General features: G+C 63.7%; 11 protein-coding genes. 3 read left to right on the top strand and 8 right to left on the bottom strand.

Features of this window, described 5'->3' with window-relative positions:
* Positions 1-174 precede the first annotated feature (174 nt).
* The 3 genes from RE429_RS07640 (at position 175) to RE429_RS07650 (ending at position 8,528) form a co-directional block, all read left to right on the top strand.
* Positions 175-5,745 (top strand): HAMP domain-containing protein, encoded by a 5,571-nt coding sequence (locus tag RE429_RS07640; RefSeq protein ID WP_414473717.1) that lies wholly within the window; start codon positions 175-177, stop codon positions 5,743-5,745.
* A 20-nt stretch (positions 5,746-5,765) separates the two neighbouring features.
* Positions 5,766-7,841, top strand: a complete 2,076-nt coding sequence (locus RE429_RS07645; protein WP_414473718.1) for a response regulator — start codon at positions 5,766-5,768, stop codon at positions 7,839-7,841.
* A gap of 102 nt (positions 7,842-7,943) precedes the next feature.
* Positions 7,944-8,528, top strand: a complete 585-nt coding sequence (locus tag RE429_RS07650; protein WP_414473719.1) for a transcriptional regulator — start codon at positions 7,944-7,946, stop codon at positions 8,526-8,528.
* Positions 8,529-8,548: 20 nt separating this feature from the next.
* On the opposite strand, the gene RE429_RS07655 is transcribed toward RE429_RS07650, so the two are convergent.
* The 8 genes from RE429_RS07655 to RE429_RS07690 form a co-directional block, all read right to left on the bottom strand.
* Positions 8,549-9,226 carry a helix-turn-helix domain-containing protein gene (locus RE429_RS07655; RefSeq protein WP_414473720.1) on the bottom strand — a complete coding sequence of 226 codons (678 nt, stop codon included), beginning with the start codon at positions 9,224-9,226 and terminating at the stop codon, positions 8,549-8,551.
* A 110-nt stretch (positions 9,227-9,336) separates the two neighbouring features.
* Complete coding sequence (locus RE429_RS07660) at positions 9,337-9,714, bottom strand: response regulator transcription factor (protein WP_414473721.1); 378 nt, start codon at positions 9,712-9,714, stop codon at positions 9,337-9,339.
* A gap of 249 nt (positions 9,715-9,963) precedes the next feature.
* Positions 9,964-10,578, bottom strand: a complete 615-nt coding sequence (fixJ, locus tag RE429_RS07665; RefSeq protein ID WP_414473722.1) for a response regulator FixJ — start codon at positions 10,576-10,578, stop codon at positions 9,964-9,966.
* Entirely contained in the window at positions 10,568-12,016 is a 1,449-nt protein-coding gene (locus tag RE429_RS07670; protein WP_414474146.1) for a PAS domain S-box protein, read from the bottom strand. The genes fixJ and RE429_RS07670 overlap by 11 nt, the downstream gene beginning before the upstream one ends.
* Before the next feature lie 339 nt (positions 12,017-12,355).
* Positions 12,356-13,471 carry a hypothetical protein gene (locus RE429_RS07675; protein ID WP_414473723.1) on the bottom strand — a complete coding sequence of 372 codons (1,116 nt, stop codon included), beginning with the start codon at positions 13,469-13,471 and terminating at the stop codon, positions 12,356-12,358.
* Positions 13,468-13,617, bottom strand: a complete 150-nt coding sequence (gene ccoS, locus RE429_RS07680; protein WP_414473724.1) for a cbb3-type cytochrome oxidase assembly protein CcoS — start codon at positions 13,615-13,617, stop codon at positions 13,468-13,470. The genes RE429_RS07675 and ccoS overlap by 4 nt, the downstream gene beginning before the upstream one ends.
* Before the next feature lie 3 nt (positions 13,618-13,620).
* Entirely contained in the window at positions 13,621-15,870 is a 2,250-nt protein-coding gene (locus tag RE429_RS07685; RefSeq protein ID WP_414473725.1) for a heavy metal translocating P-type ATPase, read from the bottom strand.
* Between the two features lie 16 nt (positions 15,871-15,886).
* The gene (locus RE429_RS07690; protein WP_414473726.1) at positions 15,887-16,381 is read right to left on the bottom strand and encodes a FixH family protein; all 495 of its coding nucleotides are present in this window, start codon (positions 16,379-16,381) and stop codon (positions 15,887-15,889) included.
* Between the last annotated feature and the right edge of the window lie 3 nt (positions 16,382-16,384).

Genomic DNA, 16,384 nt, shown 5'->3' on the forward strand with positions numbered 1-16,384 from the left:
CAGCATTCGGGTCCTAAGGCGCCGAAAAGAGTCCTTCCCCTTTCGGAACTTTTCTCCGGTCCCTACGTTATCGATGGTCGGCATCCGTCCAGAGCGGTGAGAACACCCGTCGGTATGTCCGTCGAGCAAGGGGATCCGGGCCAGTTGCCCGGAACGGTGTTACGAGGGGGCTTCATGCCACAAGTTGAATCTGCCACATCGCAGCTTGATCCCAGGCTGCTGCTCAAAGTCCTGCGCGCTTTCCGCAAGGGGGACTTTTCGGCGCGGCTGCCATCCGACCTGATCGGAATCGACGGAGAGATTGCTGAGGCCTTCAACGATATCGCCGATCTCAATCAGGGGCTTTCCAAGGAGCTCGACCGCGTTGCCAAGGTGGTCGGCAAGGAAGGTCGCATCAGCGAGCGTGGTCAGCTGGACGGGGCGACGGGTTGCTGGAGCGACTGCATCAATTCCGTGAACGCCATGATCGGCGACATCGTGCAGCCCACCATCGAGGTGGCCCGTGTGATCGGCGCCGTGGCCAAGGGCGATCTCAGCCAGACGATCGAACTCGAAACGGAGGGGCGCCCCCTGCGCGGCGAGTTCCTGCGGATCGGCAAGGTGGTCAACACGATGGTGGGCCAGCTCGGCAGCTTCGCGTCCGAGGTGACGCGCGTGGCGCGCGAGGTGGGCTCGGAGGGCAAGCTCGGCGGGCAGGCCAAGGTGAAGGGCGTGGCCGGCACCTGGAAGGACCTGACCGACAACGTGAACCTCATGGCGGCGAACCTCACCGGCCAGGTGCGCAACATCGCCGAGGTCACCACCGCCGTCGCCATGGGCGACCTCTCCAAGAAGATCACCGTGGAGGTGAGGGGCGAGATCCTCGAGCTGAAGAACACCATCAACACCATGGTCGATCAGCTCAACTCCTTCGCGGGCGAGGTCACCCGCGTGGCGCGCGAAGTGGGCACCGAGGGCAAGCTCGGCGGCCAGGCGCAGGTGCGCGGCGTCGGCGGCGTCTGGAAGGACCTGACCGACAACGTGAACATGATGGCCGCGAACCTCACCGGGCAGGTGCGCAACATCGCGGAAGTCACGACGGCGGTCGCGAGAGGCGATCTCTCCAAGAAGATCACGGTCGACGTCAAAGGTGAAATTCTGGCCCTGAAATCGACCATCAACACCATGGTCGATCAGCTCAACTCCTTCGCGTCGGAGGTCACCCGCGTGGCGCGCGAGGTGGGCACCGAGGGCAAGCTCGGCGGTCAGGCCCAGGTGGAGGGCGTCGGCGGCGTCTGGCGCGATCTCACCGAGAATGTGAACATGATGGCGGCCAATCTGACCGGCCAAGTTCGTAACATCGCCGAGGTGACGACCGCGGTCGCGAACGGCGATCTCTCGAAGAAGATCACCGTGGAGGTGAAGGGCGAGATCCTGGAGCTGAAGAACACCATCAACACGATGGTGGATCAGCTCAACTCCTTCGCGTCGGAGGTGACGCGCGTGGCGCGCGAGGTGGGCTCGGAAGGCAAATTGGGCGGCCAGGCGCAGGTGCGCGGCGTCGCCGGAACCTGGAAGGACCTGACGGAAAACGTGAACCTCATGGCCGCGAACCTGACCGGCCAGGTGCGCAACATCGCTGAAGTCACGACGGCGGTCGCGAACGGCGATCTCTCCAAGAAGATCACCGTGGAGGTCCGCGGCGAGATCCTGGAGCTGAAGAACACCATCAACACCATGGTGGACCAGCTCAACTCCTTCGCGGGCGAAGTCACCCGCGTGGCCCGCGAGGTGGGCTCGGAAGGCAAGCTCGGCGGGCAGGCCCGTGTGGAAGGCGTGGCCGGCACCTGGAAGGACCTGACCGACAACGTGAACCTCATGGCGGCGAACCTCACCGGCCAGGTGCGCAACATCGCCGAGGTCACCACCGCCGTCGCCATGGGCGACCTCTCCAAGAAGATCACGGTCGCCGTCGAAGGCGAGATTCTCGAGCTGAAGAACACCATCAACACCATGGTGGACCAGCTCAACTCTTTCGCGGGCGAAGTCACCCGCGTGGCCCGCGAGGTGGGCACCGAGGGCAAGCTCGGCGGCCAGGCGCAGGTGCGCGGCGTCGGCGGCGTGTGGAAGGACCTGACCGACAACGTGAACATGATGGCGGCCAATCTGACCGGCCAAGTGCGTAACATCGCCGAGGTGACGACGGCGGTCGCGAACGGGGACCTCTCCAAGAAGATCACGGTCGATGTGCGCGGCGAGATCCTCGAACTGAAATCGACCATCAACACCATGGTCGATCAGCTCAACTCCTTCGCGTCGGAGGTGACGCGCGTGGCGCGCGAGGTGGGCATCGAGGGCAAGCTCGGCGGCCAGGCGCAGGTGCGCGGCGTCGGCGGCACCTGGAAGGACCTGACCGACAACGTGAACATGATGGCGAACAACCTCACCAGCCAGGTGCGCGGTATCGCCAGCGTCGTGACGGCGGTTGCGGAAGGCGATCTCAAGCGCAAGCTCGCGGTCGACGCCAAGGGCGAGATCGCTGCCCTCGCGGATACGATCAACGAGATGATCGACACGCTGGCGACCTTCGCCGATCAGGTGACGAACGTGGCCCGCGAGGTGGGCGTCGAAGGCAAGCTGGGCGGCCAGGCAAGGGTGCCGGGTGCGGCCGGCCTCTGGCGTGATCTGACCGACAACGTGAACCAGCTGGCCGCGAACCTCACCACCCAGGTGCGCGCCATCGCGGACGTGGCCACGGCCGTGACGAAAGGCGATCTGACCCGGTCGATCTCGGTGGAGGCTTCCGGCGAGCTCGCCTCTCTCAAGGACAACGTCAATGAGATGATCCGCAACCTGCGCGACACGACGCTCAAGAATGCGGAGCAGGACTGGCTCAAGACCAACCTCGCCAAGTTCACCCGCATGCTCCAGGGCGAGCGCGATCTCACGACCGTGTCGAACATGATCCTCTCGGAGATCGCTCCGCTGGTGAATGCGCAGCACGGCGTGTTCTACTCCGTCAACACCGACGACAGCGAGCCGATCCTCGAGCTCGTCGCATCCTATGCCTTCACGCAGCGCAAGCACCTCAACAACCGCTTCCGCCTGAAGGAGGGCCTCGTCGGCCAGGTGGCTTACGAGAAGAAGCGCATCCTCATCGGAAATGCCCCGAGCGACTATATCACCATCAGCTCGGCGCTCGGTGAGGCCCCGCCGCTCAACATCATCGTTCTTCCGGTTCTATTCGAGCAGGAGGTCAAGGCCGTCATCGAGCTGGCCTCGTTCAGCCGCTTCTCCGAGACGCACCAGTCGTTCCTCGATCAGCTGACCGAGTCGATCGGTATCGTGCTCAACACCATCGCGGCGAACATGCGGACGGAAGGCCTGCTCAAACAGTCGCAGCTTCTGACCATCGAGCTGCAGAGCCAGCAGGAAGAACTGAAGAACACCAACGACCGCCTGGAGCAGCAGGCCGCTACCCTCCGGCAGTCGGAGGAGCTCCTGCGCCAGCAGCAGGAGGCGCTTCAGCAGTCCAATGAGGAGCTCGAAGACAAGGCGCGCCTGCTCGAACTCCAGAAGCAGGAGGTCGAGGACAAGAACCGCGAGGTTTCCATGGCCAAGACGGCCTTGGAGGAAAAGGCCGAGCAGCTGTCGCTGACCTCGCGGTACAAGTCGCAGTTCCTGGCCAACATGAGCCATGAGCTGAGAACGCCGCTCAACTCGCTTCTCATCCTCTCGAAGCTCCTGACCGAGAATCCGGAAGGCAATCTCAGCGACAAGCAGAGGGAATTCGCCAAGACGATCCACGCGGCTGGCTCGGATCTGCTCTCGCTCATCAATGACATTCTCGACCTCTCCAAGATCGAGTCCGGGACCGTGAGCCTCGAAGTGACGAAAGTCGGCTTCAGGGATCTCGCCAATCACATGGACCGCACATTCCGACAGATCGCGGAGGAGCGGAAACTCGACTTCCACATCGATATCGATGAGAGCCTTCCTTCCACGATCCGCACGGATTCGAAGCGACTGCAGCAGGTTCTGCGCAACCTCCTGTCCAATGCCTTCAAGTTCACCGAAAAGGGCGGGGTAAGGCTCAAGGTCGGGTCGGCCGAAGGATCTCCCCTGCGGGCCGGAAGTCAGTGGATCTCGGTTTCCGTAACGGATACGGGCATCGGCATTCCCGAGGACAAGCAGCGCATCATCTTCGAGGCCTTCCAGCAGGCGGATGGCACGACGAGCCGCAAATACGGCGGAACGGGCCTCGGCCTGTCGATCAGCCGAGAGATCGCCCGTCTGCTGGGCGGCGAGATCGTCGTTTCAAGCGCACCGGGACAAGGCTCGACCTTCACCCTGTTCCTCCCGCTCGAGCCCCCCGCCAATCACAGCGCTCCGGCTCAGGCCCCCGGCGCGCGGACCAATGGCAGCGGAACGGCGACCGGAGCAGGCGAAGAGATTCCATCGGCGATTCTGCGCCAGCCCTCGGCTCCCATGGCGCTCTCGGCATCGCTCGACGACAGGCATGCGATCGTGTCGGGAGATCGGGTCGTCCTGATCATCGAGGATGACGCGATGTTCGCCTCGGTCCTTCTCGAACTCGCGCGCGAGCAGGGCTTCAAGGGGCTCATCGCCATGGATGGCGCCACGGCTCTTGCCCTGGCGCACCGCTACAAGCCGCATGCGATCACCTTGGATATCGGTCTGCCCGACATGGATGGCTGGGCGTTGCTCGATCTGCTCAAGCATGATCCGCGGACCCGCCATGTGCCGATCCACGTCATATCGGTGGACGATCAGAAGAAGCGTGGTCTCAAAGCAGGCGCCTTCGGCTTCCTCGAGAAGCCGGTGGATCGCGAATCCCTGATGACGGCTCTCAACCGCACGAAGGACTTCATCGACAGGCCGGTCAAGAAGCTGATCCTCGTCGAGGACGACGACAACCAGCGCATGAGCATCTCCGAACTGATGAGAGGCGAGGAGGTGGACATCACGGCTGTGGCCACCGCGGAGGAAGCGTTGGAAACCATCCAGGCGCGCCGGTTCGACTGCGCCGTGGTGGATCTCGGGCTGCCGGACCTTCCAGGGGCGGAACTCATCGAGCGGATCCGAAGGACGAAGGGGGGCGAGGACCTTCCGATCGTCATCTATACGGGGCAGGATCTGAACCGCGCCGAGGAGCGTCGTCTCGAGCAGATCGCCGCAACGGTGATTCTGAAAGGCGAGGGATCGTCGGAACGGCTTCTCAATGACACAGCCCTGTTCCTGCATCGCTCCATCAACGCCATCCCCGAGGAAAGCCAGATCATCGTCGAGCCGAAGGGTGAGGCGCCCCTCGAAGGGCGGAAGGTGCTGATCATCGACGATGACATGCGCAACATCTTCTCGTTGACGAGTGCTCTCGAGCAATATGGCCTCACGGTCATCTTTGCCGAGAACGGTCTTGAGGGTATCGAAAAACTGAAGGAAACTCCGGATGTCGACCTCGCCCTCGTCGATATCATGATGCCGGAAATGGACGGCTATGAAACGATGCGTGAGATCCGAAAGGAGCCGCGCTACCGCGACATTCCGCTCATTGCCGTCACGGCAAAGGCCATGAAGGGCGACAGGGAGAAGTGCCTCGAAGCCGGTGCGACCGACTATGTCTCGAAACCTGTGGACATCGATCAACTTCTCGCTGTCTTGCGCGTTCAACTCAGTCGAAGCACTTATGTACCTGAGGGGAAGACATACCCGAATGGTGCAGCAGAGACTGGCCCGATGACATGATGGAACGTTATGGACGAGGCGTGCCCGAATCTGGTCTGAAACCTCAGGTTTCCGGGCACGCCGTGTCTCATCCCGTGCCGGCGAAGATTCTGGTGGTCGACGACGACCTCCGGAATCTCGTTGCCGTCGAGGAGATCCTCCGGGGACCTGGGATCGAGATCGTCAAAGCCGATTGCGGTGAGGCTGCTCTTCGGCAGGTTCTCAAGCACGATTTCGCGGTGATTCTGCTCGACGTGCAGATGCCGCGGCTCGACGGTTACGATGTTGCCGGTCTCATCCGCAACCGGCCCCGGTCCTCACGGGTTCCGATTTTGTTCCTCACGGCTTTCAACAAGGACGACATGCATGTCTTCCGCGGCTATTCGGCCGGTGCGGTCGATTATGTGTTCAAGCCGATCGAGCCGCTGATCCTGAAATCGAAGGTCGATATCTTCGTCGACCTCTATCGGAAGACGGAAGAAATCCGCCGTCAGGGCGAAGAAGAAAGACGCCTTTTGATGGAGAACCTGCGCGTCCGGAGCGAGAAGCTCATGACCGAGCAGGCTTTGCGCCGTCGCGAGGAGCATCAGTCGATCGTTCTGGAATCTCTTCCCATCGCCCTCTATACGGCGTCCGTTCAGGAAGATCACCGGCAGCTGCATTTCACCAACGAGAGCATTGAGCGCATTACCGGGTTCTCGCCGCAGGACTTTCTGGAGAAACCGGACTTCTGGATATCCCGCCTTCATCCGGATGACCGGGATCGGGTTCTGGTCCAGCTTCAGGAACTGACCGCTCAAGGCACGGTCACCTTGGAATATCGCTGGACCTGTGCGGATGGAAGCGAGCGGTTCTTCCTCGATCAGACCATGCTCATGCATGACGACGACGGACGGCCGCGTGAATTTTTCGGCATGTGGTTCGACGTCACTGAGCGCAAGCAGATGGAACAGAATCTGCTTCATGCCAGCAAGCTGGAGGCCGTGGGGCGCCTGACGGGGGGCATTGCCCACGACTTCAACAATATGTTGAGCGTCGTGATCGGCAACCTCGACCTGCTGCAGAGATCCATCAAAGGCAACGCGAAGGCCGAGACCCGGGTGCGGATGGCCCTGGAGGGGGCGCAACGCTGTGCCGATCTCACGCATCGGCTTCTTGCCTTTTCGCGCCGCCAGCCCCTGCAGGTATCGATCATCGATGTCGGCGCCCTGATGCCCGGCCTCCTGGAGCTGATGCGCCGCACCTTGGGGGAGCGTATCAATGTCAGCCTCCAGCTCGAGGACGGCATCCACCCGATCGAGGTGGACAGGGCGCAGCTCGAGGCGGCCCTGCTGAACCTTGCGGTCAATGCACGCGATGCCATGCCCGAGGGCGGCGACCTCTCGATTGCCGTCGGGACGCAGGTGCTGGAGGAAGGCAAGGTCGATCATCCCGGCGAGTTCATCGTGATCTCGGTTCAGGACACGGGGACCGGTATGCCTCCGGAGGTTCTGCAGCGTGTCTTCGAGCCGTTCTTCACGACGAAGGAGAGCGGCAAGGGAACCGGCCTCGGCCTCAGCATGGTCTACGGCTTCGTGCAGCAATCCCATGGGCATGTGGAAATCGACAGCGCACCCGACGAGGGCACCGCGATCCGCATCTTCCTGCCGCGCGCTCATGGAAAGGTGGTGAGTCTGAACGACAGGCAGGCGAACGATGCAGCCCCTTTTGGTGCCGGACAGACGGTTCTCGTCGTGGAGGATAATCCCGCGGTCCGGCAGGTCGCGATAACGACCTTGCGCTCTCTCGGCTTCACCGTGATCGAGGCCGAGACGGGTGATGAGGCGGCAGCCTTGTTGAGGGAGAACGATCGTGTGCGACTGGTTCTGTCCGACGTGCGCATGCCCGGCGGGCTGAGCGGGATCGACCTCGCGCGGATCATCAAGAGCGAGAAGCCGGCCATACAGGTTCTCCTGACGACCGGATATGTCGACAGCGACGAGACGATCGAGGATGTCGACATCCTCTACAAGCCTTATCGCGCCACGGATCTCGCGGAAAAAATCCAGTCCCTCCTGGACAAGCCGCAGCCTCTGGCGAAAAATATCATCCCGATGCGGGCTGCCGCGTCCGTTTGAACCGGCCTGCCTCATGTCGTCCTGCCGGGGGAAGGCCGGCTCGACGCTTCGCTGAACCGAGGACGCGGGGCTCATGAGAGGATCACACTCGGAGCGGATCCGATGAGCATGCAACCGGATGTCGTGTTCCTCGACTTCGAGGCCTCGTCGCTCGGCAAGGAGAGTTATCCGATCGAGGTCGGGTGGATTTTCGCCTCCGGAGGGGAGGAGAGCCATCTCATCAAGCCTGCACCGTCATGGACGGACTGGTCTGCGGAATCGGAGGCGACCCACCATCTCACGCGAGAGCAGCTCATGGCGAAAGGCACGCCGCATGACGTCGTCGCCAGGCACATGCTGGATGTACTGTCGGGCCATGCTCTCTTCGCGACGGCACCTTCGTGGGACGGCCATTGGCTCAGCAGATTGCTGCGGGCGGCCGGACTCCCGCGGCACGCCTTGCGGTTGCAGGACACGGATGTCGCGCATACGGACGCCGTCTCCCTGATCTTGCGGAAGGCCGGCGTGCCGGAGGATACGCTTGGCGCTCGCGCGAAGGCGATTCTGACCGAAGCCCGTCTCACGGACGAAGAAGAGGGCGCCCCCGATCATCGGGCGCTTGCGGATGCAAAACGCGAGTTGCGCCTTTGGCGTGATGTGCAGGGCCGGGCGGAGGCTTACGCGAACAGCCTCGGGCAAAGGCCCTGAGGCGTCTCAGCGGGCGTGCTTCAGGCTTCGAGGCGCCGAAGAGCGGCCTTGTCGCGCAGCACGATCGAACGGCGATGGGCAGGCAGTTCGATGACGCCCTGACGTTCCAATTGAGTGAGCGAGCGCGAGACCGTCTCGATCGTCAGGCCGAGGTGATCGGCGATGTCGATTCGTGACATCGGCAGATCGACGTGACCGTCCTCCGCGAGACGCTCGGACAAAACCAGCAGGAAGGTGGCAATCTTTTCAAGAGCATGCTTGCGGCCGAGCAGGAGCATGTGATCCTGGGCCCGCTCGAGCGCGCGCATCACGGATGAGGTCACCTGATGGGCGAGGGCCTGATCCCGTGAGGCCAGAGCCTCCAGGCTGCAGCGGCGGTAGGCGATGATGGTGACCTCGCCGAGGGCTTCCGCGCTGAAGCGGTGCTCATCGCCGAGCTCCATGCCGAAGATGTCGCCGGGAAGATGGAAGGCGTCGATCTGGCGACGGCCATCGCTCAGGAGCTTGAAGGTGCGCACCGCGCCCGAAACCACCTTGTAGAAATAAGCAGCCCTGTCTCCCTCGGCGAAGATCTCTTCGTCCTTGGACACCCTCCGCGCCGTGCCGAGTTCGGGAGCGGTGCGAGGTGCCGGCGGAGTGCGCAGGAGCGCGACGTTCGGAACAATCTGAGTGCTGATGGAAGCGTGCGCGGTCTGCATGGGGCTCTCGTCGGTCGTTTGGTTGACGTGAGCTCAGCATTAGCCGCCGACCGGGCTTTGCGACATTCAGATGCTCTCCTAAGGGATATCCCGGAGGCGAGCGCAGCCGCTCAGGCGGGAGTATTCAGAGCCCCACGGATGCCGTCGAGCAGGGTGCTGTCTTCCAGAGGTTTTTCAATGACTTGTCTGAACCCGGAGGACGCCGCGCGCCTGCGCATGTCGTCCGTCATGCGGGCGGTGATCAGGATGGCGGGAAGGCGAACCAGCCGTCCGCGGAGCCTGTCCATCAGCTCGACCCCGTTCATGGCCGGCATGTAATAATCCACGACGAGGCAGCCCGAGGTCGGCAACTCCGGATCGGCGAGGAGTTCGGCGCCGCTCTCATAGGTGCGCACCTCCATACCCTCGAGCTCGAGGGCGAACTTCAAAGATTGTCGAACGGCGGCATCGTCGTCCACGACGATGACCGGCCCTGGTATCATGGACATGGGGCGTCCTAACGGGTCCCTGGCTCTCGGATCTCGCTCAGATCTAATCCAACGGGAAGATCAGGGGCTTGATATGGGTCAATCCGGGATTGCCAGCGCGCTCCGGAATGTCCCTTAAGGACTTTCGCCTGCCCTAGAGCATAGGACGTGAAAAGTGGAATCCACTTTTGGGATCCAATCCGATGCTCCACTCCTGAATTGGCGCATCGGTCGGAGCGAAAAACCGGGTCCACTTTTGCGGAAAAGGCTCTAGGGCCGAACGCCGACAAGAAGGGCCATGCGGACAAGCTCCGAGAGACTGGAAGCCTGCATTTTCGTCATCACGTTCGCCCGGTAAATCTCGACGGTCCGCGGGCTGATGCCGAGATCGTAGGCGATCACCTTGTTGGCCTTGCCGGCGACGAGACCCTCCAGAACCTGGCTCTCCCGCTCCGACAGCGCCTCCACGCGCGTCCGCACTTCCACCGCCTGCGCATCCTGGTGCGCCTGCTTCTGCTGATGCCTGAGCGCGGCACGGACGACGGCGAGGAAGAGTTCGTCATCGAAGGGCTTTTCGATGAAGTCGATGGCTCCTTCCTTCATGGCTTCCACCGCAAGGGGCACATCCGCGTGGCCGGTCATGACGATCACCGGCAGGGTGAAACCGCGGACCTTGAGGCGCCGCAGGAACTCGATGCCGTCGATGCCGGGCATTCGGACATCCGTGACGATGCAGCCGTCGGAGGCGATCTTCACGCTGTCCAGAAACGCAGAGGCCGACTCGTGGAGGCGGACCGGCAAACCATCCGAGGCGAGCAGGAAGGAGAGGGACTGGCGTACGGCCAGATCGTCGTCCACCACATGCACAATCGCTTCACTCGGCATTCGCTAGCTCCTCCTGACTGACAGTCCGCAGCGTAAATCGGAACACCGTGCCCTGGCCGACTTCCGATTCGATCCAGATCTTCCCGCCATGGGATTCGATGATGGTTCGGCAGATCGACAGGCCGACACCCATGCCATGCTTCTTCGTCGTCACGAATGGCTGGAACAGGCGCTCCAGAACCTCGGGCTCGATCCCCGTTCCGGTATCCGTGACGCTGACTTCGACAAGGCCATCCTGAGACAGGGCATGGCTGGCGATCACCAGTTCGCGCTTGGGCGCGTCCTGCATGGCCTCGATCGCGTTGCGGATGAGGTTCAGGAGGACCTGCTGAATCTGAATGCGGTCCGCCAGGACAAGGGACGCGTTCGTATCGAGCCGGTACGAGACGCGCACGCCCTTCTCACGGGCCCCGACCAGCGCAAGGGCGCTCGCCTCCTGGATCAGCTTGGGCAGGTTCTCGATATGGCGTTCGCTCTCTCCGCGGGCCACGAATTCGCGCAGGTGACGAATGACCTGGCCCGCCCGCAGCGCCTGCTCGGCGGCCTGATTCACGGCGCCTTCCAGCATCGGCACATCCTGGCCTTCCATGCGCTGCAGGATGCGACGGCAGCCCTTCAGATAATTCGCGATGGCCGTGAGAGGCTGGTTGATCTCGTGGGCCAGCGTCGAGGCCATCTCGCCGAGTGCCGTGAAGCGGGACATGTGCACGAGTTCGGATTGCAGCTCCTGTAGGCGAGCTTCCGTCTTCTGCCGCTCGGTAAGGTCGCGGATGAACCCGGTGAAATAGCGTTGGCCGCTCGAGCGCATCTCGCCGACGGCCAGCTCGATGGGAAAGGTGGCTCCGTCCTTGCTCTGTCCCACGACGACCCGGCCGATGCCGATGATGCGTCTCTCGCCCGTCGTGAGATAGCGGTGCATGTAGCCGTCATGTTGCTCCCGATAAGGATCGGGCATCAGGAGCTTGATATTCTCGCCGATGACCTCCGAGGCCTCGTAGCCGAACAGCCTCTCGGCGGCGGCGCTGAAGAATTGAATGCGGGCCTGCTCGTCGATGACGATCATGGCGTCCGGAACCGTCTCCAGAATCGAACGCAGATGGGCCTCGCGGGTCTTCAGGGCTTCCTCGGCCGCAACGCGTTCGGTGATGTCGCGGGTGACCTTGGCGTAACCGAGGAGCTCGCCTGCCTCGTTCTTCAAAGGGGTCAGGCTGACATGCGCGATGAAGCTCGAGCCGTCCTTGCGCAGGCGCAGGCCCTGTTCCTCGAAGCGTCCCTTGTCGCGGGCGATCTCGAGGGTGAGAGCGGCCTTGCCGGTGGCGAGGTCTTCCGGTGTATGAAAGATGGAGAGATGACGGCCTAGGATCTCGTCTCTGCTCCAGCCGCAGATGTGCTCGGCGCCCGTGTTCCAACTGATGACGCGGCCTTCGGTATCGAGCATGCAGATCGCGTAATCCGTCACGGCATCGACCAGGAGCTGGAAGCCGATATCCTGTTGCGTCGGAGCGATGGGGGGAGAAGCCGAGGCCGTCAAAGGAAACTCCAGTCCGGGATCATTCTCCCGCTGCCGATCGAAGTCGGCACCGGGAAAACCGTCACCATTCCCACGGCGTTTCTAAAGCATCGGACCCAAAAGTGGAATCCACTTTTGGGATTGAATCCGATGCTCCCCCTATAGAACAGCGCCTCGTGCGAAAAACCGGGGCCACTTTTTCGCACGAGGCGCTGGCACAGGCATAAGAGCGTTCATACAGGCCTATTGTGTCGCGAGCGGCGGCGATTACCGCACGAGGCCCGCCGCCATGGCGCCCAGGAGGGCGGAGCCGAGGAGCATTCCGTCATGAATGCCGAGAAGCCAGCGGGAGGGCTCGCCCTCCTCGTGGATCCAAAGCGTCGTCCCCATCGTCACGAGGGACCAGCCGATTCCGAGAAGAGCCGCCGAGAGGGTGAAGGCGCCGGTCGTGGCGGCCAGAAGGAAGATCGCCGCCGCCGCCGAGAGCAGAACGCCGCCGCCGAGGGCGATCCGAAGAGGGCGGATCGGCTTGGGAAGGCCCGCGAGCGCCAGAGAGGGGGCGTACATCGCGATCACATGCCACGCGATGGCGCCCGAAACCGCCTCGCCCAGGCCGCATCCGACCATGGCGATGGGGGTCGCGCCCATGAGAGCCGTCATGGCGAACCAGGCCAGGGCCGCCAGCAGGGTAGGCCATAGAATACGCCGCCATCCCTGCAGGGGAGAGGCCTCCGTGCGTATCCGGCGGGCCCGGCGATGCGGGAGAAGCGCGGTGATCCCGAGCGATCCGACATGTGCGAGGGCGGCCGCGACCGCCATGCCGACCATCGCATGCGGAACGGCAAGGCTTTCCGCGAGGCCTGCCAGGCTCGGCGCGAGAAGACCGGCCGCGGTGGCGGCCCCGAAGACCAGCAGAACGGGTCCCGTTCCCTTGGCTCCGAGAGGCGCGGCCGCATGCCGGTAGAACAGGCTGAAGCCGCTGGCGATCCCGAGCCACAGCGCCCCCAGAACCAGGCCCGTGAACTGCCATTGCAGGAGCGACCACGCGGTGAGCAGTCCTCCGGCGATTCCCAGGCCGGCTCCCAGGGAGAAGGCGGCCCGGCGGCCGAAGGCGTCGAGGAGGAGAGAGGCCGGGAGGCTCGCCAGCGCCGCTCCGGCGTAGAACGCCGCATAGGGCAGGGTAGCCCAGGCTCCGGCAGGAGCAAGGGAGAGGCCTGCGATCGGCAGGATGGTCAGGGTAAAGACCTGCGAGAGCACGGACAAGGCGAAGGCGGCCGCAAGCAGCGCCGTTCCGCCATGATCCGACGTGCCGCCTGCGGCGTCGATCGGCTCGCAAAGGCAGTCGAGCCGCCCCGCGCGCGGTATGGCAGACGACGTGCTCATGGCCGCACGTCGTCATCCTTCAGGACGCGAATGGCCGCGCCGTCCACGTCGTCGAACTGCCCGTTCTTGAGCGACCAGAGAAAGGCCGCCAGGCCTGAGAGACCCAGAACCAGGGCCATCGGCACGAGATAGATCAGAACTTCCATGGTTCATGCTCCCTGCAGGGTCGGAACGGTTGCGGCCGCATTGGCCTGTGAGGGTGCTTCCGCCGCGGATCCGGCCTTGACGCTCCGGGCCCGAAGAGCATTCAGCGTCACGAGGCTCGACGAACCGGACATCGCCAGCGCGGCCACCAGGGGGGTCACGTAGCCCAGGAAGGCCAGGGGAACCGCGACGAGGTTATACACCAGCGCAATGAGCAGGTTCTGGCGCATCAAGGCGCGGGCGCGGCGCGCGATGGTCACGGCATCCAGAACGGGCGAGAGCCTGTCGCCGAGGAAGACCGCATCCGCTTGGGCTTGGGTGATATCGGCCGCCGTGATCGGCGAGATGGACACGTCGGCTGCCGCGAGGGCGGGGGCGTCGTTGAGGCCGTCGCCGACCATGAGCACTCTGCGGCCCTCGGCTTTGAGAGCTTCGATGGCGGCGATCTTCTCGGCGGGCTTCGCACCGCCGCGCCACGCGCGAATGCCGAGGGCGGAGGCGATCGGCGCGACGGCCTCGGGGCGGTCGCCGGACAGGATCCGGCAATCGATGCCGAGACCTTGCAGGGCCCTGACCGCGGCGGCGGCATCCGGGCGCAGCGCCTGACGTACAAGCAGGATGGCGCGCTCATGACCGTGCGAGAAAGCGATCATGGAGACATCCGCCTCCTTGTCCGCGCACGCGGCGGCGAGATCGGCGGCCCCGCAGAAGCTCGGGCTTCCGAGACGAAGCTCCACCCCGGCCACAACGGCTCTTACGCCTTGTCCGGCCTCCTCCGTCGCCTCGTCGTAGGGACGACGCTCCTTCGCTTCCTGCGCCAGGGCCGACGCCAGCGGATGGTGGCTGGACAGGGCAAGGCGCGCCGCCGCCTCGAGCAGTTCGGGGCGGATCGAGCCGGCATTGGCCACGCGCATCTCCGGAAGAGTCAGCGTGCCCGTCTTGTCGAACACGACCGCGTCGATGCGGGCCAGGCGCTCCAACGTATCGCCGGAATTGAGGAAGACGTTGGAGCGGAACAGGGCGCCTGAAGCCACGACCTGAACGACGGGAACGGCGAGGGCCAGCGCACAGGGACAGGTGATGATGAGCACGGCGACGGCCGTGATGACGGCATCGTGCACCGAGGAGCCCATGGCGACCCAGACGACCGCCGTGATGGCGGCGGTGAGGTGCACGACGGGCACATAGGCCCGCGCCACCTTGTCGGCCAACTGCACATAGCGGGACTTGGCGGCGGATGCGGATTCGAGAAGCCGCTCGACCTCATCGAGAAGCGTGCCTTTGCCGGCTGCCGTCACCGCCAGGGTCAGAGTGCCGTCGTAGTTCATGCTGCCGGCATAGACATGTTCGCCGGGCGTGGCGGCACGCCGCACGGTCTCGCCGGTCACGAGGCTCTCGTCGAGTTCCGAGTGGCCGGAAAGGACGATCCCGTCGACGGCGATGCGTTCGCCGGGGCGCACAAGGACACGGTCGCCCGGGTTGAGCGCCGCGGTGGGAACGAGAACGGTCTCGCCACGCTCGTCGATGCGATGAGCCACCTCGGCCTTGAGCGCCGCGAGATTGCCCGCGACGGCGCGCGTGCGGCGGCGCATGGCCTGGTCGAGATAACGGCCGCACAGGAGAAAGAAGAGGAGCATCACGACGGAGTCGAAATAGGTGTTCTCCGCGTGATTGATCGTTTCCACCACCGACATGGTGAGAGCCAGCAGAATGCCGATGGTGATCGGCACGTCCATGTTGGTGCGCTTGGCCCTCAGCGCCCCCAAGGCGCTGCGGAAGAACGGCTGCCCCGCATAGGCGACGGTCGGAAGAGCGATGAAGGCGGCAAGCCAATGGAAAAAGTCGCGGGTTTCCGGCGTGATGTCGGTCACGTTGCCCGACCAGACGGAGACGGCAAGGAGCATGATGTTCATGGAGGCGAAGCCCGCGACCGCCAGGCACCTCAACAGCCATTGCGAGCGGCGTGCTTCCTCCTCCTCGACCAGGCGCGACTGGTAAGGGTGGGCGCGATAACCGAGGCGCTGCAACTCGTCGACAATGGCCGATGGGGCAATGGCGCCCTCCTGCCACTGCACGGACAGGCGGTGCGTCGTGTAGTTGAGGCGCGCATCCACAACGCCGTTCAAGCGGCACAATCCACCTTCGATCTCGTCGATGCAAGCGGCGCAGTCGATGCCCTCGATCGCGAGATCGAGATGCGATGTCCCGTCATCCTGCGGCTTGACGAAAACGGAGAGATCGAGCGTATCGGCCATGATCGCGGTCTTTCTGCTACAGCGAAATGCGGCTCTTCGAGCGGAAGACGACGTCGTCCCCGCGCTTCAGGTTGATGACGAGATCCCAGCGGCCCTCGGGAAGCGGGCCGAGGCTGCGGTACCGGCCGGTGGAAATCTCCGCAAAGTCGATGGAAACATCGTTGCGCTTGTCCGTCGGGTGGGCCAGGAGGACCTGCGCGGTGAGGCCCGCGAGAGGCTGATCCTTCGCGTCGCGGGCCGTGATGACGATGCCGCGGGCCGGGGCGTGTTCAAGCTTCGCTTCCACCGCCCAGTGAAGGGCATCCTGCGCGTGGGCTGCCGCCACATCGCTCTCGAATGTGAGCCCCGCCTTGTACGAACTCTCCGTCTCCACGCCGCTGAAGCTCGAGACGGCAACACGGATCATCACGAAATTCACGGCGAAGATCACGCCGAAGAATGAGACCAGATAGATGAGAACGGTGCGTCCGGTCAGGATGCGAGGGGGGCGTTCTGCCGTCGTCGTGGACATGGC

This window comes from Microvirga sp. M2 (assembly GCF_047497095.1).
Classification (GTDB): Bacteria; Pseudomonadota; Alphaproteobacteria; order Rhizobiales; family Beijerinckiaceae; genus Microvirga.